The sequence below is a fragment of the Cellulomonas sp. FA1 genome, assembly GCF_000986825.1.
Taxonomy (GTDB): domain Bacteria; phylum Actinomycetota; class Actinomycetes; order Actinomycetales; family Cellulomonadaceae; genus Cellulomonas; species Cellulomonas iranensis.
Genome location: NZ_LBMY01000001.1, coordinates 2,237,674 through 2,259,986, shown reverse-complemented (window position 1 = coordinate 2,259,986; position 22,313 = coordinate 2,237,674). Strand labels below are relative to the sequence as shown.

19 protein-coding genes and 1 pseudogene are annotated in these 22,313 nt (G+C 77.2%); 9 read left to right on the top strand and 11 right to left on the bottom strand.

The features are described 5' to 3' along the window. Positions 1–166: 166 nt before the first annotated feature. Together GY42_RS10210 and GY42_RS10205 are read right to left on the bottom strand one after the other, a co-directional pair. On the bottom strand, positions 167–805 hold the full coding sequence (locus GY42_RS10210) for a class I SAM-dependent methyltransferase (RefSeq protein WP_046529249.1): 639 nt from the start codon (positions 803–805) through the stop codon (positions 167–169). Between the two features lie 135 nt (positions 806–940). Further along, on the bottom strand, positions 941–1,996 hold the full coding sequence (locus tag GY42_RS10205) for an NAD(P)/FAD-dependent oxidoreductase (protein WP_046529248.1): 1,056 nt from the start codon (positions 1,994–1,996) through the stop codon (positions 941–943). Positions 1,997–2,046: 50 nt separating this feature from the next. Here GY42_RS10205 and GY42_RS10200 point away from each other — a divergent pair, with 50 nt between their 5' ends. Continuing rightward, positions 2,047–2,649 (top strand): helix-turn-helix domain-containing protein, encoded by a 603-nt coding sequence (locus GY42_RS10200; protein ID WP_046529247.1) that lies wholly within the window; start codon positions 2,047–2,049, stop codon positions 2,647–2,649. 148 nt (positions 2,650–2,797) lie between these two features. Here GY42_RS10200 and GY42_RS20025 read toward each other — a convergent pair whose 3' ends face one another. After that, the gene (locus GY42_RS20025) at positions 2,798–3,178 is read right to left on the bottom strand and encodes an AEC family transporter (RefSeq protein WP_269082304.1); all 381 of its coding nucleotides are present in this window, start codon (positions 3,176–3,178) and stop codon (positions 2,798–2,800) included. Further along, positions 3,085–3,786, bottom strand: a pseudogene (locus GY42_RS20210) (AEC family transporter); the annotation flags it as partial. The pseudogene GY42_RS20210 and the gene GY42_RS20025, both read right to left, overlap by 94 nt. Before the next feature lie 331 nt (positions 3,787–4,117). Here GY42_RS20210 and GY42_RS19015 point away from each other — a divergent pair. Both GY42_RS19015 and GY42_RS10185 read left to right on the top strand, forming a co-directional pair. Continuing rightward, complete coding sequence (locus GY42_RS19015) at positions 4,118–4,879, top strand: cohesin domain-containing protein (RefSeq protein ID WP_046529246.1); 762 nt, start codon at positions 4,118–4,120, stop codon at positions 4,877–4,879. Between the two features lie 77 nt (positions 4,880–4,956). Beyond that, entirely contained in the window at positions 4,957–6,795 is a 1,839-nt protein-coding gene (locus tag GY42_RS10185; RefSeq protein WP_236686762.1) for an amidase family protein, read from the top strand. Between the two features lie 100 nt (positions 6,796–6,895). Here GY42_RS10185 and GY42_RS10180 read toward each other — a convergent pair whose 3' ends face one another. The 3 genes from GY42_RS10180 to GY42_RS10170 all read right to left on the bottom strand — a co-directional run bounded on the left by GY42_RS10180 (position 6,896) and on the right by GY42_RS10170 (position 10,269). Then, positions 6,896–7,411, bottom strand: coding sequence for a septum formation family protein (locus GY42_RS10180; RefSeq protein ID WP_046529245.1), 516 nt, complete (start codon positions 7,409–7,411; stop codon positions 6,896–6,898). Between the two features lie 357 nt (positions 7,412–7,768). Then, positions 7,769–9,274, bottom strand: a complete 1,506-nt coding sequence (locus GY42_RS10175) for a mannitol dehydrogenase family protein (protein WP_046529244.1) — start codon at positions 9,272–9,274, stop codon at positions 7,769–7,771. Then, positions 9,271–10,269 (bottom strand): LacI family DNA-binding transcriptional regulator, encoded by a 999-nt coding sequence (locus GY42_RS10170; protein WP_046529243.1) that lies wholly within the window; start codon positions 10,267–10,269, stop codon positions 9,271–9,273. Before GY42_RS10170 ends, GY42_RS10175 begins: the two co-directional genes overlap by 4 nt. Before the next feature lie 239 nt (positions 10,270–10,508). On the opposite strand from GY42_RS10170, the gene uxaC reads away from it, so the two are divergent. From uxaC to GY42_RS10150, 4 genes are all read left to right on the top strand, one after another. Continuing rightward, the gene (uxaC, locus tag GY42_RS10165; protein ID WP_046529242.1) at positions 10,509–11,987 is read left to right on the top strand and encodes a glucuronate isomerase; all 1,479 of its coding nucleotides are present in this window, start codon (positions 10,509–10,511) and stop codon (positions 11,985–11,987) included. Further along, positions 11,984–12,661: a bifunctional 4-hydroxy-2-oxoglutarate aldolase/2-dehydro-3-deoxy-phosphogluconate aldolase gene (gene eda / locus GY42_RS10160; protein WP_082131462.1), complete on the top strand. Its 678-nt coding sequence runs from the start codon at positions 11,984–11,986 to the stop codon at positions 12,659–12,661. Before uxaC ends, eda begins: the two co-directional genes overlap by 4 nt. Before the next feature lie 179 nt (positions 12,662–12,840). Next, positions 12,841–13,944: a sugar kinase gene (locus GY42_RS10155; RefSeq protein ID WP_046529241.1), complete on the top strand. Its 1,104-nt coding sequence runs from the start codon at positions 12,841–12,843 to the stop codon at positions 13,942–13,944. A gap of 104 nt (positions 13,945–14,048) precedes the next feature. Continuing rightward, positions 14,049–15,077 (top strand): LacI family DNA-binding transcriptional regulator, encoded by a 1,029-nt coding sequence (locus GY42_RS10150; RefSeq protein WP_046529240.1) that lies wholly within the window; start codon positions 14,049–14,051, stop codon positions 15,075–15,077. A 6-nt stretch (positions 15,078–15,083) separates the two neighbouring features. Here GY42_RS10150 and GY42_RS10145 read toward each other — a convergent pair whose 3' ends face one another. The 3 genes from GY42_RS10145 to GY42_RS10135 all read right to left on the bottom strand — a co-directional run bounded on the left by GY42_RS10145 (position 15,084) and on the right by GY42_RS10135 (position 18,499). Continuing rightward, a complete protein-coding gene (locus tag GY42_RS10145) occupies positions 15,084–15,962 on the bottom strand; it encodes an amidohydrolase family protein (protein WP_046529239.1) in 879 nt (292 codons plus the stop codon). A 204-nt stretch (positions 15,963–16,166) separates the two neighbouring features. Then, entirely contained in the window at positions 16,167–17,963 is a 1,797-nt protein-coding gene (locus GY42_RS10140; protein WP_082131729.1) for a gamma-glutamyltransferase family protein, read from the bottom strand. Between the two features lie 74 nt (positions 17,964–18,037). Beyond that, a complete protein-coding gene (locus tag GY42_RS10135; protein WP_046529237.1) occupies positions 18,038–18,499 on the bottom strand; it encodes a tRNA (cytidine(34)-2'-O)-methyltransferase in 462 nt (153 codons plus the stop codon). A 63-nt stretch (positions 18,500–18,562) separates the two neighbouring features. On the opposite strand from GY42_RS10135, the gene GY42_RS18665 reads away from it, so the two are divergent. Both GY42_RS18665 and GY42_RS19010 read left to right on the top strand, forming a co-directional pair. Beyond that, positions 18,563–19,336 (top strand): glycoside hydrolase N-terminal domain-containing protein, encoded by a 774-nt coding sequence (locus GY42_RS18665; RefSeq protein WP_160309407.1) that lies wholly within the window; start codon positions 18,563–18,565, stop codon positions 19,334–19,336. Then, a complete protein-coding gene (locus GY42_RS19010; protein ID WP_152667268.1) occupies positions 19,267–21,135 on the top strand; it encodes a glycosyl hydrolase family 95 catalytic domain-containing protein in 1,869 nt (622 codons plus the stop codon). Before GY42_RS18665 ends, GY42_RS19010 begins: the two co-directional genes overlap by 70 nt. Positions 21,136–21,162: 27 nt before the next feature. Here the strand turns inward: GY42_RS19010 and GY42_RS10120 are convergent, their stop codons facing one another. Then, positions 21,163–22,188, bottom strand: a complete 1,026-nt coding sequence (locus GY42_RS10120; RefSeq protein ID WP_046529236.1) for a LacI family DNA-binding transcriptional regulator — start codon at positions 22,186–22,188, stop codon at positions 21,163–21,165. Between the last annotated feature and the right edge of the window lie 125 nt (positions 22,189–22,313).

The window sequence follows — 22,313 nt, the reverse complement described above, 5'->3', positions numbered from 1 at the left end:
GGTGACGTCAGCCCGGTCTCGTCGACCGTGCGTCTCGCGGTACGGGCGGCTCGGTGAGGGGCCGTCGGACCCGGGCGGACCGGTCGCGCCGGGCGGGACCGGTCGCGGGCCGGGCGAGGGCGGGTCGACGCCGGTCGGTGCCGACGGGAGCCGGTCCGTGCGGTGCTCAGCGCCGCCGGGCGACCAGCACCGCGTCCCGCACGGCCACCTCGACCCCGTCGTGCTCGATCGTCCGCTCGAGCACCTGCGGCTCGATCGAGTCCCACTGCGCCGGGTCGAGGTCGGCCGCCACCTGCTCGGCCGTGTGCCCGAGGCGCGCGAGGTGCGGGCGCGGCACGGGCCCGTCGACGTCCGACAGGTCGTGCCCGACGACGAGGAGCGTGCCGCGCGGCGCGACCGCGTCGGCCAGCCACCCCCAGCCCCGACCGCCCTCGGCGTGCAGGTAGTGCGACGTCACGAGGTCGTACGTCGTCGGCGGCGTCCACGTGCGCAGGTCCGCCTCGACCCACGTGACGTCGAGCCCGCGCCGGGCGGCCTCGGCCGCGCCGCGGTCGAGCGCCGTGCGGGACGCGTCGACGGCGGTCACGCGCCAGCCGCGCGCCGCGAGCCACACCGCGTCACCGCCCTCGCCCGCACCCGCGTCGAGCGCGGTGCCGGGGGTCAGGTCGCACGCGACCTGCGCGAGCGACGCGTTGACCCGCCCGCTCCACAGCGTGCCGCGCGTGCGGTACCGCTCCTCCCACCACGCGGGGTCGAGCGTCACCGCGGGGTCGTCGAGGTCGTCGTGGCGCTGGTCGTGGTGCATGGTCTCTCCTCGGTCGTGGAGCTGGTCCGTCGGTGGGGTGGGCTGGATCGCGCTCTCGCGGGGGTGTCGTGCTCCCGGGGTGGGCTGGATCGCGCTCTCGCGACGTGGGGGCGGCGCCGGTGGTGCGGTCCGGGGTCAGGGGCGGGTCGTGACGCGGGCAGCGCGGGCGGCGGCGACGTCGGCGGTCACGAGCGACGCGTTGACGTGCGCGCCCGCGAGCGAGCCCGCCGCGATGCTTGCCGCGAGCGCGTGCTGCGGGCCGGTGACGTTGCCCGCGGCCCAGACGCCCGGCACGGACGTCGCGCCGGTCGCGTCCACCGCCACGGCGCGACCGACGTCCTCGCCCAGGAAGTCCAGCGCGGTGGTCTGCAGGCCGAGGCCGTCGACCACGGCGTCGTCGAGCACCGCGCGCGTCCCGACGAACACCGCGTCGCACGGCACGACGTCGCCGTCGGCCGGCACGATCCCGGTGAGCGCGTCCTCCTCGACCCGCACGGCCGTCACGCGGCCGGGCACGACGCGCACGCCGCGCGCGGCCAGGTCGGCGCGCTGCTCGGCGTCGGGCGCGAACGCGTCGTGCGTGAGCAGCGTGACGTCGGCGCTGAGCTGGCGGACCAGCAGCGCCGCGTGCACGGCGCGCGGGCCGGTCGCGAGCACCGCGAGGCGCCGGTCGCGGACCTCCCAGCCGTGGCAGTAGGGGCAGTGCAGCACGTCGCGCCCCCAGCGCTCGCGCAGGCCCGGGACGTCGGGCAGGACGTCGCGCATCCCCGTCGCCACGACGAGCCGGCGCGCGTGGTGGGTGCGGCCGTCGGCGGTGCGGACCGCGAACGTGGGCTCGTGCGTGGCACCGCTCGACCCGGCGCCCGCCCACCCGGCACCGTCCGACCCTGCACCGTCCCTCCCCGCGTCGCTCGGGACGTCGACCGCCTGCGCCGCGACCGCCCGCGCCGTGACGACCTCGACGCCGTAGCGGGCGACCTCGTCGCGGCCCGCGGCGAGCAGCGCGGACGGCGGCGTGCCGTCGTGCGTGAGCAGGTTGTGGGCGTGCGGCGAGGTCGCGTTGCGCGGCTCGCCGGCGTCGAGGACGCGCACGGTGCGGCGCGAGCGACCGAGGCTCAGCGCGGCGGACAGGCCCGCGGCGCCGCCGCCGAGCACGAGGACGTCGACCGGGGTCAGGGGTGCGTCAGGCATGGCACGAGCCTGCGCGGCGTCGTGCCGTCTTGACAAGAGCCGTTGCCATCATGGCAAATGGAGCCGTGGACGACCTCGACGCCGTGCTCGACACCGTCGGCCCCCGGCTGCGCGCGCTCCGTGAGCAGCGCGGCGCGACGCTCGCCGACGTCGCGGGCGTCACCGGCGTCTCCGTCAGCACGCTGTCGCGCCTCGAGTCGGGCCTGCGGCGCCCCACGCTCGAGCTGCTGCTGCCGCTCGCGCGCTTCCACGACGTGACGATCGACGAGCTCGTCGACGTCCCCGCGGGCGACGACCCGCGGGTGCCCGCGCACCCCACGGTCCGCCACGGCGTGACGTACGTGCCGCTGAGCCGCCGCACCGAGGGCCCCCGCGCGTTCCGGATGGTCTACCCGCCGCGCGTGCACGCCGACGCCGACCGCGAGCCCCGCGTGCACGACGGCTACGAGTGGCTGTACGTGCTCTCCGGCTCGCTGCGGCTCGTGCTCGCCGGGCGCGAGCTCGACCTGGCCGCGGGCGAGGCCGCCGAGTTCGACACACGCGTGCCGCACTGGCTCGGCAACGTGTCCGACGGCGCCACCGAGGTGCTCGCGGTGTACGGGCCGCAGGGCGAGCGCATGCACGTGCGCGCGCGTCCGCGGCGTCGCGACTGACCGGTCACCGTCCGGTCCGTGGGACGGCCGGCGGGCGAGCCCGGGCTCGCGACCGGTGCAGGGCTGGCCCGGCGGACCGAGCCCGGTCTCGCGGTGGCCGCCGCCCGGATCGTGGATCACCGGGGCGTCCGTGGCGCCGTCACCCGGCTCAGCCGAGCGTCGCGGCCACCACCAGCAGCACCGGCACGCACAGCACCGTCGAGACGAGCCCGGCGTCGCGCGCGAGCGCCTCGCCGTGGCGGTAGCGCATCGCGTACACCAGCACGTTCTGCGCGGTCGGCAGCGCCGCCATCGCGACGACCGCGAGCAGCGCGGGCGCCGGCAGCCCCAGCGCGGTGCCGACTCCCCACGCCACGAGCGGGTGCACCGCCGCCCGCAGCGCGACGGCGAGCGCGAGGTCGCGCCGGGGCGCGCGGCCCCCGTGCCGCGCGGGGCCGCGAGCGACAGGCCGAACGTCACGAGCGCGAGCGGCGCCGCCGCGGCGCCGACCAGCCGGAACGGCTCGTACAGCACCTCGGGCGCCGACCACGGCAGGGCCGCGAGTGCGAGGCCGGCGAGCGTCGCGAGGATGATCGGGTTGGTCAGCGTGCGACGCGCGACGGCGGCGACGCGGAGCCGCGCGGGCACCGGATCGGCCGGGACGGCCCCGGTGCCCGTCGTCCCGCGGTCGGGTGCGTCGACGGCGCCGTCCCGCGCCGCGTCGTCCTGACCGGACCGTGCGCGCGCCGCGTGCGCGTCGAGCACCGTGAACGCGACGGGTGCCAGCACGAGCAGCTGGAACAGCAGCGTCGGGACGACCGCGACCGGGTCGTCGAGCAGGTACACGGCGAGCGGCAGCCCGATGTTGCCGGCGTTGACGTAGGACGACGCGAGCGTGCCGACCGTGACGTCGGCGGCCGGGCGCCGCCAGACCACGCGCAGGACCAGCGCGGCCGTCGCCGCGAGGAGGGCCGTGCTCGCCCACGTGGCGGCCGCCGTGCGGGACACCAGCAGGTGCAGGTCGGCGTGCGCGACGGTCGACAGCAGCAGCGCGGGCGTCGCGACCGCGAACACGACGCGCGCGAGCACGGGCGCCGCGCGCTCGCCGAGCACGTGCCACCGCCCGAGCGCCCAGCCGAGCGCGACCACGGCCGCCATGGTGCCCAGCGCGGTGAGCACGGCGGTCATCGACGCGGGTCCCGGGTCACGCGTCGATCCTCGCACGGGGCGCCCGCGCCTTGGAAAGCGCTAGCCGTCGGGTCGCGCGCACGGCTCCCCGCACGGCGCGGCCCGCCCCGGTGCCGACCTCGTCCGGGATGTCCGACCACGTCACGCGCGTGTGATGCCGCGCGCGCGGCGGTGCGACGGCGGCAACGCGCACGCAACGCCCGCGACACGTCCGGCTGCGAGCCTTCCCGGGCGCAGGGGGCGCCGCCTCGGTCACGCCGGATCTCCGGCGTCGGCCGTCCGTCCCCGGAAGGACCCGCCCATGCGCGACCGCTCACCCCGCACGAGGGCGCGACGCCGTGCGCTGCACGCGACCGTCGCCGCCCTCGGCCTGCTCCTCGTCGCCGCGGCCCCCGCCGCCGCCGCGCCCGCCGTCGACGAGGTCGCCCTCACCGGCCCGACCGCCGCCGTCCCCGCGGGCGCGTCGGTCGACGTGCGGCTCGACCTGCGAGCGGCCGCCGACGTGTACGCCTACGAGGCGACGCTCGCGTTCGACCCCGCCCTGCTCGCGTACGACCAGGTCACCGACGTCCCCGCCGGCGGTTTCGACGACGTCACGACGGCCCCGGGCAGCGTCACCGTGCGGCACACGCGTCTCGGCACGTCGCCGTCGCTCACGGGCGACGTCACGACGACCGTGCGTCTCACTGCCCTCGCCGGCGGCACCGCGACGGTCCGGCTCGCCGACCTGACGCTCGTCGGCTCGGACGCCGCCACCGACACCCGGGCGGACGTCGCGTCGCTCGACGTCGTCGTGACGCCCGCCCCGACGCCGACGCCGACCCCGCCCGCCCCGACCGCACCCGCGCCGTCGCCCTCCGACGGCGGCGCCGCGGCGCCGTCCCCCTCGGCGACGACCCCCGCCGGCGCGGCCGCAGGCACGGGCACCGGCACCGGCACCGGCACCGGCGCGGGCGCGCTGAGCGCGACCGGTGCGCAGGTCGCGGGTGTCCTCGTGGTCGCGCTCGCCGCGCTCGGCCTCGGTGCCGTGCTCGTCCGCCGGCGGGCGGTGGCGTCCCGATGACCCGACCGACCCACCCGACCTCGTCCGCACGCCCGGACCTGCAGACCCCCACCTCCCCGACCCGCAGGAGCCGACCCGTGCACCGACAGCACCAGCGCCGCGGCGTCGCGGCCGTCACCGTGGCGGGGGGCCTCGTGCTCGCCGCCGCCCTCGCGACCCCCGCGGTCGCCGAGCCCGTCCCGTCCGCGGGGCAGGCGGGCGCGGCGTTCCTCACGCCGTACCTCACCGAGCTCGACGTCACGGGCGACCGGCAGGTCACCGCCGCCGACCTCGACGTCGTCGCCGCGCACCTCGGCGCGACCCCCGCGTCGCCCGGCTGGGCGGACGTCGCCGTGGCCGACGTCGACGGCGACGGGACGCTCACGGTCGCCGACCTCGCCGCCGTCGCGCAGCGCATGGTCTACGACGACGGCCCGTTCGAGCTCGTCGAGGCGAGCGTGCTCGACATGCAGGCGGCCATGAACGCGGGCGTCACGACGTCCGTGGCGCTCACGCAGGCGTACCTCGACCGGATCGCGGCCTACGACCGGACCCTCGTCGACACGGGTACCGGCGGGCGCCCCCTGAGCTCGGTCATCGCGGTGAGCGACGTCGCGCTCGCGGCGGCCGCCGCCGCCGACGCCGAGCGGGCCGCCCACGGCATGACGAGCGCGCTGCTCGGCGTCCCGGTCGCCGTCAAGGACAACTACGACACGCTCGACATGCCCACCACCGGCGGCTGCGGCTGCTGGACGGACAACCAGACCGCGACCGACGCGACGATGGTCGCCGGCCTGCGGGACGCGGGCGCCGTGATCCTCGCGAAGGCGAGCCTCGACGAGTTCGCGTACGGGTTCGTGTCCGAGTTCTCGACCGGGCAGCCCGTCGGGTCGACCGTGCGCGTCGCCAGCCCGTACGCGACCTCGCGCAGCGCGGGTGGCTCGTCGGGCGGCACGGGCGCGGCGATCGCCGCGAACCTCGCGGGCATCGGGTTCGGCACCGACACGGGCGGCTCGATCCGCGTGCCGTCGTCGTACAACCAGCTCGTGGGGGTCCGGCCGACCGTCGGCCTGGCGAGCCGCGACGGGATCATCCCGCTCGCGCTGAGCCAGGACACGGGCGGCCCCATGACGCGCTCGGTGCTCGACGCGGCGGTCGCGCTCGACGCGGTCGTCGGCGTCGACGAGGCCGACCCGGCGACGGCCGCGCAGACGGGCCACGTGCCCGAGTCGTACACGGCGGCGCTCGACCCCGAGGCGCTCGACGGCACGCGCATCGGCTACGTCGCGTCGATGGTCGGGACCAACCGCACGACCGTGCGGCTGTGGGCGCAGGCCCGTGCGGCGCTCGAGGCGCGGGGCGCGACCCTGGTCGAGATCCCCTCGTCGCCCGAGCTCTCTGCGGTCCTCAACGAGCCGAGCGGCAGCACCAACGAGTTCCGCCGCGACCTCGCCGCGTACGTCGAGCGGCACCTCGCGCCGCAGGTGCAGGCCCGCACCATCGAGGACATCCTCGCGACCGACCACTTCGTGACGTCGCGCCGCGGCGTGTACGAGCAGCGGGCCGCGGTCACCGACGCGCAGTACGACGCGTGGGCGGGCCCCACGGGCAGCCACACGGTCGCGCTCGCCACCGGCCGCGCGTACGTCACGCAGCTCATGGACGACCTCGACCTCGACGCGATCGCCTACCCCGGTGGCGTGCCCTACGGCACGCAGGGCACCAACATGCGGCTGAGCCCCAACACGGGCCTGCCGGCCGTGACGGTGCCGATGGGGCAGGCCACGGCGGAGGACGCGACCGTCCCGGGCGCCGGGGTCAACCTCGAGCTCGTGGGTCGCGCGTTCGACGAGGGCACGCTGCTGGGCCTCGCGTACGACTTCGAGCAGACGACGCGGGCGCGCACGACGCCCGCGCTGTACGGGCCGCTCGGCTGAGCGGCGACGCGTGGTCCCGTCCCCCGGGGCGGGACCACGCGGGACGACGACGACCCCCGCCCGGTGCTCCGGGCGGGGGCCGTCGTGGGTGCGGCAGGGGTCAGAGGCCCGAGTCGCGCATGGTGCCGGTGAGGCCGCCGTCGAGGTGCACGACGATGCACTGCAGGACGTCGTCGCCGGCCGCCCAGCTCTCCGAGGTCGGGTACAGCAGCGTGTAGTCCAGCGCGGAGTCGAGGTACTCGGTGCCGACGAAGCCGGCGAACTCGCCCTCGCAGTACTGCGTGTAGAACTCGTCACCGGCCTCGTACTGCTCGTCGGTGAGCTTCGTCTCGGCGTAGATCTCCGCGTCGTGCTGCTCGGAGCACGGCGTCGCGGGCAGCGACGAGAACTCGGTCGCGTCCGACGAGTCGAGGTAGTTGAGGCAGTCGCCGACCTGGAGCGAGAACACGTCGGCCTCGGCGGACGCGGTGATCTCGCCGCCGGGCTGGTCGCGCTGCGCCTCCGGGGCGGAGTCGCCCGTGACGGCGTCGAGGATGGAGCCGCAGCCCGTCAGGGTCACGGCGAGCGCGACGACGGCGAGCGGGGCGAGGGCGGAGCGGAAGGTACGAGAGGTCACGTCCAGCGATCCAACCAGGACGTTCGTCCGGTGGATACCGAATTGGGCACGCGTCCGGGTGAATCCCTGTGAGACGGCTGTGGGTCGCGTCACGTCTCACCCGGACGGGTGTTCGCGCAGGTCACGGGCGGGGGCCCCATGACGCGCGTGACGCCCCGCCATGAGCGCGACCTCGTCACCGCCGCCCACTGGTCACATCGGTGCCGCACCGCACCCCCGCACCCCGCACCCCCGCACACCCGCACCGACCACTGGTCAGATCGAGCGCCGCGTCACGGCGTTTCGGGCCCCGAAGTGACCAGTGGTCACCCGGGAGGGGTGGTGTCGGGCTCCGAGGTGACCAGTGGTCACCCGGGGTCAGCGCGTCAGAGCCGGCTGCAGGTCGCGCAGCGCCGACCGGACGGCGGCGCGGAACGCGGTCGACCCGGCGACCTCGGCCGGGAACACGTCGCGCAGCGCGAGCAGCCCCTCGACCGGGTCCGGGCCCGTCGCCGCGGCCGCCAGCCGGTCCGCCACCGGGTCGTCGAGCGCGACCGCCCGGCCGCCGACCACGAGGTCGCCGGCCGCGGCCGCGCGCACGTACGCGACCCACCCGGCGACCGCGTGCGCGGCCGCGTGCGGCACCGCGCCGGCGGCCAGCCGGTCGGCCACGGTGCCGAGCAGGCGGACGGGCAGCTTCTGCGACCCGTCCATCGCGACCTGCACGGTCGTGTGCCCCGTGCGCGGGTTCGCGAACCGGTGCAGCACCTCGTCGCGGTACGCCCGCAGGTCGGTGCCCTCGGGCGCCACCAGGGTGGGCAGCACGTCCTCGTCGAGCAGCTCGCGGACGACCGCCGCGAGCTCCGGGTCGGCCACGGCCTCGGCGATCGTCGCGTGGCCGCGCAGCGCCCCGAGGTACGCCAGGGTCGAGTGCGACGCGTTGAGCACGCGCAGCTTGGCGCGCTCGAACGGGGCGACGTCGTGCGTGAACGTCGCACCGGCGCGCTCCCACGCGGGGCGGGGCGCGGCGAACGCGTCCTCGACGACCCACTGGAAGAACGGCTCGCCGACCACGAGCGCCTCGTCGTGCAGGCCCAGCAGCGCCGCGGCCTCGGCACGGTGCGCGTCGGTCGTCGCCGGCACGATCCGGTCGACCATGGTCGACGGGAAGCGCACCGACGACGCGACCCACGCCGCGACGTCGTCGGACCCCGGCACCGCCGCGAGCGCCTGCCCGACGAGCCCCGCGAGCACGCCGCCGTTCTCGGTGAGGTTGTCGCAGCACACGACGGTCAGCGGCGCGCCCGACGTGCGGTGCCGCCGCACGAGGCCGCGCACGAGCGTGCCGATGGGGGTGCCCGCGGCCACGTCGTCGTCGGTGCGCAGCTCGGCGGCCGCCGCGGCGAGGTCGGCCGCGACGTCGGGCGCCGTGGTGTCGAGCGCCCCGTCGGCGCGGCGGCGGTAGCCCTTCTCCGTCACGGTGAGGGTCACGACATGCGTCGTCGGCGCCGCGAGCGCGTCCAGCACGCGCGCCGTGTCGCGCCCCGGGTACGCGACCTCGCGCACCGAGCCGACGAGCCGCACGCTCGACGCGTCCGCCCCCGTGGTCAGCACGCCGTACAGGCCGTCCTGCGGGCCGAGCTGCTCCGCGACGCGCGGGCTGCGCTGCGTGACGCCCAGCAGCCCCCAGCCGGTCTCGCCCGTCGCGGCCGCCGCGTCCTCGGTGCACACGGCCTGGTGCGCGCGGTGGAACGCGCCGATCCCCAGGTGGACCTGCCCGACCGTGAGCTCGCGCGGGTCGACCGCGGGGCCGCGCACGGCGTCGGGCAGGCCACGTGCGGCGCGCTGCGCCCAGGTGGTCGCGGACAGGCGGGGCGGCGTCATCGGGGCTCCACGGGGTCGGGTCGGCGGTCGGGCGGCGGTGCGGTCGACCCGCGCACCACGAGCTCGACGGGCAGCACGGTGCGCGGCGCGGCGTCGTCGCGCGGTGCCAGCAGCAGGTCGACGGCGGTGCGGCCGAGACGTGCGAGCGGCACCGCGACGGTCGTGAGCGCGGGCGTCACGAGCGTCGCGACGGGCGCGTCGTCGAACCCGACGACGGACACGTCGTCCGGCACCCGGACGCCGCGCGTGCGCAGCCGGTCCAGGACGCCGAGCGCCACGAGGTCGTTGTGCGCGAGCACGGCGGTCGCGCCGCTCGCGAGCGCGAGGTCGGCCGCGGCGACGCCGCCCGCGAACACGGGGGCGTGCGCGCCGAGGTCGACGACCTCGACGTCGACCCCGGCGGTCGCGAGGCAGTCGCGACGACGCGCGTCGGACCACGAGCCGGCGGGGCCGCCCGCGTACGCGACGCGGCGGTGGCCGAGCGCGCGCAGGTGCCGCACGGCCTGCCGCACGCCGTCGCCGTTGTCGACGACCACGGACGGCAGGCCCGCGCCCTCGCGGTTGACGAGCAGCACGGGCCGGTCGCCCGCGGCGACGTCGGCGAGGTCCTCGGCGGACATGCGCGGCGAACACAGCAGCACGCCGTCGGCCTGCGCGCCGAGCTGCGCGACGAGCTCGGCCTCGAGCAGCGGGTCCTCCTCGGCGTCGGCGACGACGACCGCGTGCCCGGCGCCGCGGGCGCGGGCCTGCACGGCCTTGGCGACGGCCGAGAAGAACGGGTTCTCGAGGTCGGGCACGACGAGGCACAGGTGGCCGCTGCGTCCGGTGATGAGCTCGCGTGCGGCGCGGTTGGGGCGGTAGCCGAGCTCGCGCGCGACGCGCTGCACGAGCTCGCGCCGCTCGGGGGCCACGAGGTCGGGCGCGCTGAGGGCGCGCGACGCGGTCGCGGGGGAGACGCCGGCGGCGCGTGCGACGTCGCGCAGCGTGACGGCCATGGGTGCTCCTCCGCGTCGGGGCCGGACGGCCCGCGGGCGCCGGTCCCGGTGCGCCGACGCGATGAATGCGATTTCACCATGCGGCTCTCGGCGCGTGCAAGCGATCGCGCATCGGCCTTGCGTTGTCCGGTGATCGCCTGGCAGGGTCGTCCTGCAAACGTATTCATCGTGGTGGGCGAGGACGCCCGCACCGCGGCTGCGCACCGCTGCGCCGCCGCGGCCCACCGCCGGAGGACCGCATGACCGATCCCACCGCCCGCTGGGCGCTCCACCCCGACCGCGCCCTGCCGGCCGACCCCGTCACGCGCCCCGTGGCCCGGCAGATCCTCGACGCCACGCAGCACCTGCCGATCGTCTCGATGCACGGCCACGTCGACGCGGGCCTGCTCGCGCGCGACGAGCCGTTCGGCGACCCCGCGTCGCTGCTGGTCGTCCCCGACCACTACCTCGTGCGCATGCTGGTCTCGCAGGGCGTCCCGCACGACGCGCTCGGCGTGCCGCGGCGCGACGGCCGCCCGGTCGAGACCGACCCGCGCGAGATCTGGCGCGCGTTCGCGGCGCACTGGCACCTGTTCCGCGGCACGCCCACGCGGTTCTGGCTCGAGCACGTGCTGGTCGACATCCTCGGCGTCGAGGAGCGGCTGTCCGCCACGACGGCCGACGCCGCCTACGACACGATCGCGGCGCGCCTCGCCGAGCCGGGCTTCCGCCCGCTCGCCCTGCTCGACCGCTACGACATCGAGATCATCGCGACGACCGACCCCGCGTGGGCGTCCCTGACGGACCACGCGGATCTCGCGGCGCGCGGCTGGGGCGAGCGGGTCGTCCCGACGTTCCGCCCCGACGCGGTGCTGCACCCCGACCGGCCCGGCTGGGCGCAGGACGTCGCGCTGCTGGCCGAGCGTGCCGGCGCGTCGATCGGCTCGTACCGCGAGTTCGTCGCGGCGCTCGAGGCGCGCCGCTGGGCGTTCGTCGAGGCCGGCGCCCGCGCGACCGACCACGGCCACGTGCGCGCCGACACCACGCCGATGGACGAGGTCGACGCGGCCGCGGTGTTCGCGGCGGCGCTGCGCGGCGACGTCGACGCGGCGGCGGCGCAGGCGTTCAGCGCGCACATGCTCTTCGAGATGGCCCGCATGTCGACGCAGGACGGCCTGGTCATGCAGCTGCACCCCGGGTCGCTGCGCGACCACGACCCGCGCGTGCTCGCCGAGCGCGGGCCCGACGTGGGCTACGACATCCCCGTCGCGACCGAGTACGTGCGCGCGCTGCGCCCGCTGCTCACCGCGTTCGGGCACCACCCGAACCTGCGGCTCGTGCTGTTCACGCTCGACGAGGACACGTTCAGCCGCGAGCTCGCTCCGCTCGCGGGCGTGTACCCGGCGGTGCGGCTCGGCGCGCCGTGGTGGTTCCTCGACACGCCCGACGGCATGCGCCGGTTCCGCGAGGCCGTGACCGACACCGCGGGCTTCGCCAACACCACCGGGTTCGTCGACGACACGCGGGCCTTCCTGTCGATCCCGGCGCGGCACGACCTGTCGCGGCGCGTGGACGCCGGCTTCCTCGCGCGCCTCGTCGTCGAGCACCGGCTCGACCTCGACGAGGCGCTCGAGACCGCGGTCGACCTCGCGTACGGCCTGCCGCGTCGCGCGTACGCACGCCCGGGCGCCGCCGAGCCCGGCCCGGCCGCCGCGGTCCCGCAGGGGGCCCGGTCGTGACCGGCTCGCCGGCCCGGGCCGCCGCGGTCGCCGCACCCGCGGACGTGCTCGCGCGGCTCGCCGCGCACCGGCTCGTCCCGGTCGTCGTCGTCGACGACGCGCACGACGCCGACGCGCTGGGCTCCGCGCTCGTCGGCGGCGGGCTGCCCGTCGCCGAGGTGACGTTCCGCACCGCCGCCGCACCCGACGCGATCCGCGCGCTGCGCGCCCGCGGCGACGTGCTCGTCGGCGCCGGCACCGTGCTGACGGCCGCGCAGGTCGACCAGGCCGTCGCGGCCGGCGCCGACTACGTCGTGTCGCCCGGCACGTCGCGCGCCGTCGTCGAGCGGTGCGCCGAGCACGGCGTGCTCGCGCTGCCCGGCGCGGTCACCGCGAGCGAGGTCCAGGCCGCGCTCGAGCTCGGCGTCACCACGGTGAAGTTCTTCCCCGCGGGCACGTCCGGCGGTGCGGCCGCGATCGCGGCGCTCGTCGCGCCGTTCGGCGGCGTGCGCTTCGTCCCCACCGGCGGCGTCGGGCCCGCGAACCTCGCGGAGTACCTCGCGCTGCCGGCCGTCGCCGCGGTCGGCGGCTCGTGGATGGTCCCGCGCGACCTCGTGCGCGCCGGCGACGTCACGGGCGTCCGCGCGCTCGTCGCCGACGCGGTCGCCCTCGCCGCGTCCCTGCGCCCCGCCTGACCCGCCCCACCCTCTCCGCGAGAGCGCGATCCAGTCCCCGCCCTCTCGGTGAGAGCGCGATCCAGTCCCCGCCCTCTCGGTGAGAGCGCGATCCAGTCCCCGCCCTCTCGGTGAGAGCGCGATCCAGTCCCCGCCCTCTCGGTGAGAGGGCAATCCAGTCCCGCCGTCAGGAGCCGACGATGTCCGACCTGCGTCTCCGTCCCGCGTCCGAGTGCCGCTACGACGCCGTCTCGCTGGGCGAGGTGATGCTGCGGCTCGACCCCGGCGAGGGGCGGATCCGCACCGCCCGGCAGTTCCGCGCGTGGGAGGGCGGCGGCGAGTACAACGTCGCGCGCGGCCTGCGACGCGCGTTCGGCCTGCGTGCCGCGGTCGTCACCGCGCTCGCCGACAACGAGGTGGGTCGGCTCGTCGAGGACCTCATGCTGCAGGGCGGCGTCGACACGTCGCTCGTGCGGTGGGTGCCCTACGACGGGACCGGGCGCGAGGTCCGCAACGGGCTGAACTTCACCGAGCGCGGGTTCGGCGTGCGCGGCGCGGTCGGCGTGTCCGACCGCGGCCACACCGCCGCGTCGCAGCTCGCCCCGGGCGACGTCGACTGGGAGCACCTGTTCGGCGAGCTCGGCGTGCGGTGGTTCCACACGGGTGGCATCTTCGCGGCCCTCTCCGACACCGCCGCGGCGACCGTGCTCGAGGCCGTCACGGCCGCGCGCCGCCACGGGACGGTCGTCTCGTACGACCTCAACTACCGCCCGTCGCTGTGGAAGGCGGTCGGCGGCCGCGCGCGGGCGCAGGAGGTGAACCGCGGCATCGCCCCGCACGTCGACGTCATGATCGGCAACGAGGAGGACTTCACGGCCTCGCTCGGGTTCGAGGTCGAGGGCGTCGACGAGCAGCTCGCCGACCTCGAGGTCGACGCGTTCGCCGCCATGATCGAGCGCGTCGCCGCGCGGTACCCGAACTTCCAGGTCGTCGCGACGACCCTGCGGACCGTCCGCTCCGCGACCGTCAACGACTGGGGTGCGCTGGCCTGGTCCCGGGCCTCCGGTCTCGTGCAGGCGACCCACCGGCCGGGCCTGGAGATCCTCGACCGCGTCGGCGGGGGCGACTCGTTCGCGTCGGGCCTCGCGTTCGGCCTCCTCGACGGGCAGCCGCTCGCGACGGCCGTCGAGTACGGCGCCGCGCACGGCGCGCTCGCCATGACGACCCCGGGCGACACGTCCATGGCGTCGAAGGCCGAGGTGGTCCGGCTCGCGGGCGGCGGGGGCGCGCGCGTCGACCGCTGAGACGTGCCCTGGCGTCCGGGCCCGGCCGCGGCGCGTCGACGCCGGCCGCAGATCGAGGGCCGGAGCCTCCACGGCCCGACCGGGCCGTGCCCTAGCCTTCGAGCATGGCCACGAGCGTCACGCTGAGCGACGTCGCCCGCGAGGCGGGCGTGTCGCTCGCGACCGCCTCGCGCGCGATCAACGGCAGCGCGACCCGCACGGTCCGGCCCGACCTGAGGGAGCGCGTCCTCGAGGCGGCGCAGCGGCTGCGCTACACGCCCGACGCCAACGCGCAGGCCATGGCGCGCGGCCGCACGACGTCCGTCGGCCTCGTGGTGCACGACATCACCGACCCCTACTTCTCCTCGATCGCCGCGGGCGTCACGGCCGCCGCCGACGCCGCGGGCCTCCAGGTCACGCTCACCGACACGCGGCACGACCCCGAGCGCGAGGTCGAGCTCGTGCGCCTGCTGCAGCGGCAGCGGGCCCGTGCGATCGTCGTGGTCGGCGGCCGGCACGACGACGAGGCCGGCAACGACGTCATGCGGCGCACCCTCGCGGACTACGCGGCCTCGGGCGGGTCGGTCGCGCTGGTCGGGCAGCCGGTGCTCGACGTCGACACGGTCGTGCTCGAGAACGTCGCGGGCGCCGGCGCGCTCGCGCGGGCGCTGCACGCGCGCGGGTACCGACGGCCCGCGGTGCTCGGCGGTCCCGACACGCACCTCACGGCGCGCGAGCGCCGCGACGGCTTCACGCGCGCGTTCGCGGCGCTCGGGACGCCCGTGGACCCCGCGCACGTGGTCCCGAGCGCGTTCACGCACGAGGGCGGCGAGGCGGCGATGCGCGAGCTGCTCGCGGTCGGGGCGGACGTCGACGTGGTGTTCGCCGTCAACGACGTCATGGCGCTCGGGGCGCTCGCGGCCGCGCGCGACCTGGGCGTGCGCGTGCCCGAGGACGTCGCGCTCGCGGGTTTCGACGACATCCTCACGCTGCGTGACGTCGTCCCGGGGCTGACGAGCGTGCGGGTCCCGCTCGTCGAGGTCGGTCGGCTCGCGACCGGGCTCGCGCTCGACGCGCACGCCGAGGGTCCCCGCGTGCGCACCGTGCCGACCGAGGTCGTGCTGCGCGCCTCCACGCCCGACCGCAGGGCCTGAGGCCCCTCAGCGCTCGGCGACGAGCGGCGGGATGCCGTACACCTCGACGGCGGTGCGTCCGAGGACGCGGGCGACGGCGTGCGTGTCGAGGCCCGCGAGCGTCGCGCGCAGGCCGTCCCACACCTCGGGCCAGGACGCGTGCGCGTCGAGCGCGGTCGGCCAGTCGCTGCCGGCCATGAGCCGGTCGGCGCCGAAGACGTCCACCGCGTGGTCGACCGCGGGGCGCACGTCGTCGACCGTCCACCCGGGCCCGGCCGCGCGCCCGAGCCCGGCGAGCTTCGCGACGACGTTCGGCAGCTCGGCGGCGCGGCGCAGCGCGTCCGCCCAGGTCCGCCACGTGGCGTGGTCGCCCGCGCGGAGCGCCGCCAGCGGGGGCGCCCCCAGGTGGTCCACGACGACCGTGAGCTTGGGGTGCCGGTCCGCGACGGCCGCGACGTGCGCGAGCAGCGCGGGCGTGGTCGCGGGGACGTCGAGGACGAGCCGCCGCTCGCAGAGCAGCGCGAGCCCGTCGTCGACCGCGTCGCGCAGCAGCCACTGCGGGTCGCTCTCGCGGTCCACGTGGTGGCTCACGCCGACCACGGGCTCGGTCCGCCAGTGGTCGAGCTGGGCGGCGGCGTCGTCGGGCTGGTCGAGCGGCACCCACGCGACGACGCCGAGCACGTGCGGCGAGCAGAGCGCCTGGAACAGCAGGTGCTCGCTGTCGGCGCGGTTGTCCGCGGACTGCACGAGCACCACGCCGTCCACGTGGTGCTCGTGCAACGCTCCGCCGACCTCGTCGACCCGGTAGGTCCGCCGCAGCAGCGCCGGGTCGTGCGACATCCAGGGGTAGTGGACCGTCTCGGGGTCCCACGCCTGGAGGTGCGCGTCCACGACGTCGTAGGGCATGTCAGCGACGGTAGCCCGACCGGCTCGTCCGAAACGTGTCACCGGTCAGATCCTCATAGAACCCTCATAGAAAGGGCTGTGACTGGAAGCGCGTCACGTCCGTCCACGCGTGCGAGTCGGACGAGCGTCCATGCAGGTCAACACGGTTGAGCGGCAGGTCACGAGCCTGTCGGCGGGTGAGTCACGACCCAGTCACGGGACGGGTCATCGACCCACCGCGTAGCCCTGCCTCCCGCGCGGGTTCGCCGCCGCCTGCAGCAGGCCGTCGGCCCGCACGCCGGCCGCGCTGATGCGGCCGAGCGTCCAGGGCCCCGCGTCCGCCACCGCGTGCCCGCGCGCGGCCAGCCCCGTGAGCACCGCGGGCCCCAGCCGCGACTCCGCGACCAGACCGCGCGGCACGTGCGTGCGCGGGTGGAACGACCCGTGCACGTGCGACGAGTGCCACGCCGGCGCGTCGATCGCCTCCTGCAGGTCCAGCCCGCCCAGCAGGTGCCGCAGCAGGAACGGCACGGTCCACTGGTCCTGCTGGTCGCCGCCCGGCGTGCCGAACGCGAACCCGTGCCCGTCGCCCAGCGCGAGCGCGGGGCTCAGCGTCGTGCGGGGCCGTCGACCGGGCGCGAGGCTCGCGGGCAGGCCGTCCTCGACCCAGAACATCTGCGCGCGCGTCGGCAGCGCGAACCCCAGCCCCGGCACCACCGGGCTCGACTGCAGCCACCCGCCCGACGGCGTCGCGGACACGCGGTTGCCCCACCGGTCCACGACGTCGACGTGGCACGTGTCGCCCGGGCTCAGGCCGACCGGGGACACGGTCGGCTCGCCCAGCCCCGCGACGCCCGGCCCGCGCGCGTCGCCCGCGTCCGCCGCGGCGCGGGCGGCGACGAGCGCCCGGGCCAGCCGCGGCGTGCGGCCGTCCGGCGACCCGGGCCGGTACCCGCCGTCGGCCTCAGCACCGACCAGTCGCGCGCGCTGCGCGGCGTACGCGGGGGACAGCAGCGCGTCGAGCGGGACCTCGCCGTCGTCGCCGTACCAGGCGTCACGGTCGGCCGCGGCGAGCTTGGCGACCTCCGTGACCACGTGCACGAGGTCGGTGAGCGGGCCGTCCGGCGCGTCGCCCGCACCGGGGGCGGTCGCCGCGCGCACCAGGTCGTCGACCCCCAGCGCGTCGAGCAGGCGCAGCTGCTGCAGCAGCACGGGGCCCTGGCCCCACGCGGCCGTCTTGTGCACCTCGACGCCCGCGAACGGCACCGCGACGGTCGGCTCCTCGGTCGCGCGCCAGGCCGCGAGGTCGTCGCCCCGCAGGAACCCCGTGTGCGCGCGACCCGTCGCGTCGTGCACGGGCGTGCCGGACACGAATGCGTCGACCGCGTCGGCCACGAAGCCCTCGTAGAACGCGCGGCGCGCAGCCTCGACCTGCGCCTCGCGGTCCGGTCCGGCGGCCGCGGCCTCGGCGAGCAGCCGCTCGAACGTCGTCGCGAGGTCCGGGTTGGTGAACCGCGCGCCCGGTGCCGGGAGCGCACCGCCCGGCAGGTACACCGCGGCGCTCGTCGGCCAGTGCGCGCGGAACATGTCCGCGACGGTCGCGACCGTGCTCGCGGCGGCGGCCACGAGCGGGTACCCGTCGCGCGCGTACCCGATCGCGGGTCCCAGCACGTCCGCCAGCGGGAGCGTCCCGTACCGCGCCAGCAGGTCGAGCCACGCGCCGAACGCGCCCGGCACGACCGCCGCGAGGTGGCCCGTGCCGGGCACCTCGTCGACGCCGAGCGCGCGGTACGCGGCGGTCGTCGCGCGCGCCGGGGCGACGCCCTGCCCGCAGATCACGAACGTGCGCGCGTCCGACGCGCGGTGCCCGATCAGCGGCGCGTCGCCCCCGGGGCCGTTGAGGTGCGGCTCGACGACGGTCAGCGCGAACCCGGCCGCGGCGGCCGCGTCGAACGCGTTGCCGCCCGCCTCGAGCGTGCGCATGCCGACCGCGCTCGCGAGCCAGTGCGTCGAGGCGACCATGCCGAACGTGCCGGTGAGCAGGGGGCGGGTGGCGAACACCGCACGATCCTCACACGGTGCGCCGACGCGAGACCTCAGACGCCGCCCGGGAACCCCAGCGCGCGCCACGCCTCGTACGTCGCGACCGCCGCCGCGTTCGACAGGTTCATGGACCGGCGGCCCGGCAGCATCGGGATCCGCACCTGGTCGGTCACGCGCGGGTGCACCAGCACGTGCGGCGGCAGCCCGCTCGGCTCGGGGCCGAGCAGCAGCGCGTCGTCCGCGCGCCAGTCGACGTCGGTGTACCGGCGGGTCGCCTGGGTCGTGAACGCCAGCACGCGCGACGTCGGCAGCGCGGCCAGCAGGGCCTCGAGGTCGGCGTGCACCACGACGTGCGCGAGGTCGTGGTAGTCCAGGCCCGCGCGGCGCAGGCGGGCCTCGCTCAGGTCGAAGCCGAGCGGCTCCACGAGGTGCAGCGTCGCGCCGGTGCCGGCGCACATGCGGATCGCGTTGCCGGTGTTGCCGGGGATGCGGGGCTCGTAGAACACGACGTGCACGGGCCGATCCTGCCACCCGGGACGCGGGTGCCCCGCGCCGGCGGCGGGTGGTTGGGTGGGGGCGTGGACGACGAGGTCGGCGCGACGACGCGCCTGCAGCTGCGGCTCGACGCACCCGCGGAGCGCTGGACGGACGCGTTCCCGGTGGGGAACGGGCGCCTCGGTGCGATGGTGCACGGCGGCACGGCGCACGAGCTCGTGCAGGTCAACGACGACACGTGCTGGTCGGGCGCACCGCTCGACGGGCCGCCGCGGCCGGTCGGCCCGCTGGGCGACGACGACCCGCCCGCGGTCGTCGAGCGGGCGCGGGCCCGGCTCGCGGCCGGCGACCCGCTCGGCGCCGAGCGCGAGGTGCAGCGGCTGCAGACCGGCTGGTCGCAGGCGTACCAGCCGCTCGTCGACGTCGAGCTCGACCACCCCGCGGCCGCGGGCGACGACGGCTACCGGCGCGTGCTCGACCTGGGCCGCGGGGTCGTGACCACGACGTGGCGGGCGGCCGACGGCACGCCGTGGCGGCAGGACGTGCGCGTGAGCCACCCCGACCGCGCGCTGCTGCTGGAACGTGCGTCGCTGCCGGTGGTCGCGTCGCCGGGGCCGCGGCGCCGGGGGGCGGGGGCGCCGCGTCGCCCGGGCCCGTGCCCGCGGGGGCGGGCGCCGCACCGCACGACGTGCGCGTGCGCCTCGCGTCGCGGCACCCGTGGGCCGTCGCCCCGACGTCCGCGCACCGCGGGTCCGCGGACGACCCCGCCCGCGGGCGTGCCCGCGTCGTGCTGCGCGCGGCCGTCGACCTGCCGTCGGACGTCCTGCCGGACTACTCCGGCGAGCCCGACCTCGTGACCTACGGCGGCCGCGCCGTGCACGCGGGCGTCGCGGTCGCGGTGCTCGCCGACGGGCCGGGTGCGACCGTCGACGTCGCGGACGGCGAGGTGCGCGTGCGCGGCGCCGGCCGCGTGCGCGTCGTGCTGACGACTGCGACCGACCACGACGTCGCGGCCGGGACGCTGCACGGGGACCGGTCGCGCGTCGCGGCCGAGGCCCGCGCCGCGCTCGACGCCGCGCTCGCGGACCTCGACGGCCTGCCCGCCCGGCAGGAGGCCGACCACGGCGCGCTCATGGGGCGCGTCGAGCTCGACCTGCGCGCGCCCGGCGAGGACCCGCCGACCGCGGGGGCGGACGGCCCCGGTCCCGTGCCCGACCTGCCGCTCGACGCGCGCCTCCTGCGCCACGCCCACGGCGCGCCCGACCCGCACCTCGCGGTGCTCGCGTTCCAGTACGGGCGGCACCTCACGGTCAGCGGGTCGCGGCCGGGCACGCTGCCGCTGAACCTGCAGGGCATCTGGAACCCGCACGTGCAGCCGCCGTGGAACGCGAACTACACGGTCAACATCAACACCGAGATGAACTACTGGCCGACGCTCGTGGGGGACCTCGCCGAGTGCCACGAGCCGCTGCTCGCGTGGCTCGACCGGCTCGCGGCCGCGGGCGAGGCCACCGCGCGCACGCTGCACGGCGCACGGGGGTGGGTCGCGCACCACAACAGCGACGCCTGGTGCTTCACGGGCCCCACGGGGCGCGGGCGCGACTCCGTGAGCTGGTCGTGGTGGCCCTTCGGCGGGGTGTGGCTCGCGCGGCACGTCGTGGACCACCACGACTGGACGGGCGACGACGACGCGCTGCGCCGGCACTGGTCCGTCGTGCGCGGCGCGGCGCTGTTCGTGCTCGACACGCTCGTCGAGCTGCCCGACGACTCGCTCGGCACGGCACCGGCCACGAGCCCCGAGCACCACTACCTGCTGCCCGACGGTCGCCCCGCGGCCGCGGGCGTGTCGACCACGTCCGACCTCGCGATGGCCCGTGACCTGCTCGACCACGTGCGCCGTCTGGCGCCCGTCGTGGGCGAGCGCGACGAGGACCTGCTGGCCGCCGTCGACGGCGCGCTCGACCGCCTGCCCACGGAGCGCGTCGCACCGGACGGGCGGCTCGCCGAGTGGTCGGCCGACGTGCCGGACGCGGAGCCCGCGCACCGCCACCAGTCGCACCTGTACCGCGTGTTCCCCGGCACGTCGATCGACCCGGACGCGGCGCCCGCGCTGGCCACGGCCGCGCGGCGCACGCTCGACGCGCGCGGGCCCGACTCGACCGGCTGGTCGCTCGCGTGGCGGCTCGCGCTGCGCGCCCGCCTGCGCGACCCCGACGGGGTGACCGCGCTGGTCACGGCGTTCCTGCACCCGGTCGACGCGGACCCGGCCGACCTGCCGCCGGCCGCCGCGCCCGCGGCGGAGCGCGGCGGGGTCTACCGCTCGCTGCTGTGCGCGCACCCGCCGTTCCAGATCGACGGGAACCTCGGGTTCACGGCGGGCCTCGCCGAGGCGCTCGTGCAGGCGCACCGCCGCGGTCCGGACGGCGTGCGCGAGGTGCACCTGCTGCCCGCGCTGCCCGCCGCGTGGCCGTCCGGACGCGTCCGCGGGCTGCGGCTGCGCGGCGGGCTGCGGCTCGTGGACCTCGCGTGGCGGGACGGGCGCGTCGTGCGGGCCGTGCTCGCGGCGGAGCGCCGCGTCGTCGTGGACGTGCGCGAGGGCGCCGAGCGCCGGCAGGTCGTGGTGCGCCCGGGCGAGCCGACGGTCGCGGTGGGCTGACCCTCCGCGGCGGTGCGGGGAGGGCCGTCAGGCGGGGGCCGGGGCCGTGGACTCCCGGACGACGAGCTCGGTGGCCAGGTCGATCCGCAGGTTCGCCGGGCGCTCGCCGGCGGCCAGGCTCAGCACCATCTGCGTCGCGGTGCCGGCCATCTCGCGCAGCGGCTGCCGCACGGTCGTGAGCGACGGCCCGAGCCACTGCGCGAGCGGGATGTCGTCGTAGCCCACGACCGAGACGTCCTCGGGGATCGACAGGCCCAGCTCGCGCACGGCGCGCATGACGCCGAGGCACTGGTAGTCGGACCCCGCGAAGATCGCCGTGGGGCGGTCGGCGCGCTGCAGCAGCCGCAGGCCGTGCTCGTACCCGCCGGTGACGTGGAAGTCTCCCCAGCGCACGAGGTCGGGGTCCGCCTCGACGCCCGCCTCCGCGAGCGCGCTGCGGTAGCCGTCGACACGGGCGCGCGAGCACAGCACGTCCGGAGGCCCGGCGATGACGCCGATGCGCCGGTGCCCGAGCGCGAGCAGGTGGCGGGTCGCGATGAGACCGCCGTTCCAGTTGTTGGACCCCACGGTGGGCACGCCGGCCGGCGGCTCGCCGAACGTGTCGACGACCACGAACGGGATCGAGCGCGACTCGAGCTGGTGGCGCTGCGTCGCGTCGAGCGTCGAGAGCACGAGCAGCACGCCGAGCGGGCGGCGCGCGAGGATGTCGTCGATGAGGTCCTGCGGCGGGCGGTGCGCACCGCCGAGCTCGGACAGCACGACGCCCACGCGGCGCGCCGCCGCGGCGTCCTCGACGCCCTTGATGACCTCCTGGGCCCACGCGTTGTCGATGTGGTGGAACACCAGGTCGATGAGGCTCGGGTCGCCCGAGCCGCGCCCGCGGCGCCGGCGGTAGCTGTGCTCCTCGAGGATCGCCTCGACGCGGGCCCGCGTGGCCGCGGCCACGTCCGCGCGGCCGTTGAGCACCTTGGAGACCGTCGGCACGGAGACCCCCGCGAGCGCCGCGATCTCGGCGATGGTGACGGTGCGTCGTCCGTCGGTCGACGTGGTCACGGGGCCTCCTCCGGCCGGGCTCGCCTGACTGCGGGTGGTGACGTCGTCGTCGGGTGCCCGTGATGTGTCCGCAAGTTTCGAGGGCACGGTAGCACCCGGGAGGGTGCGCGGGGGAGCGTCCGGCA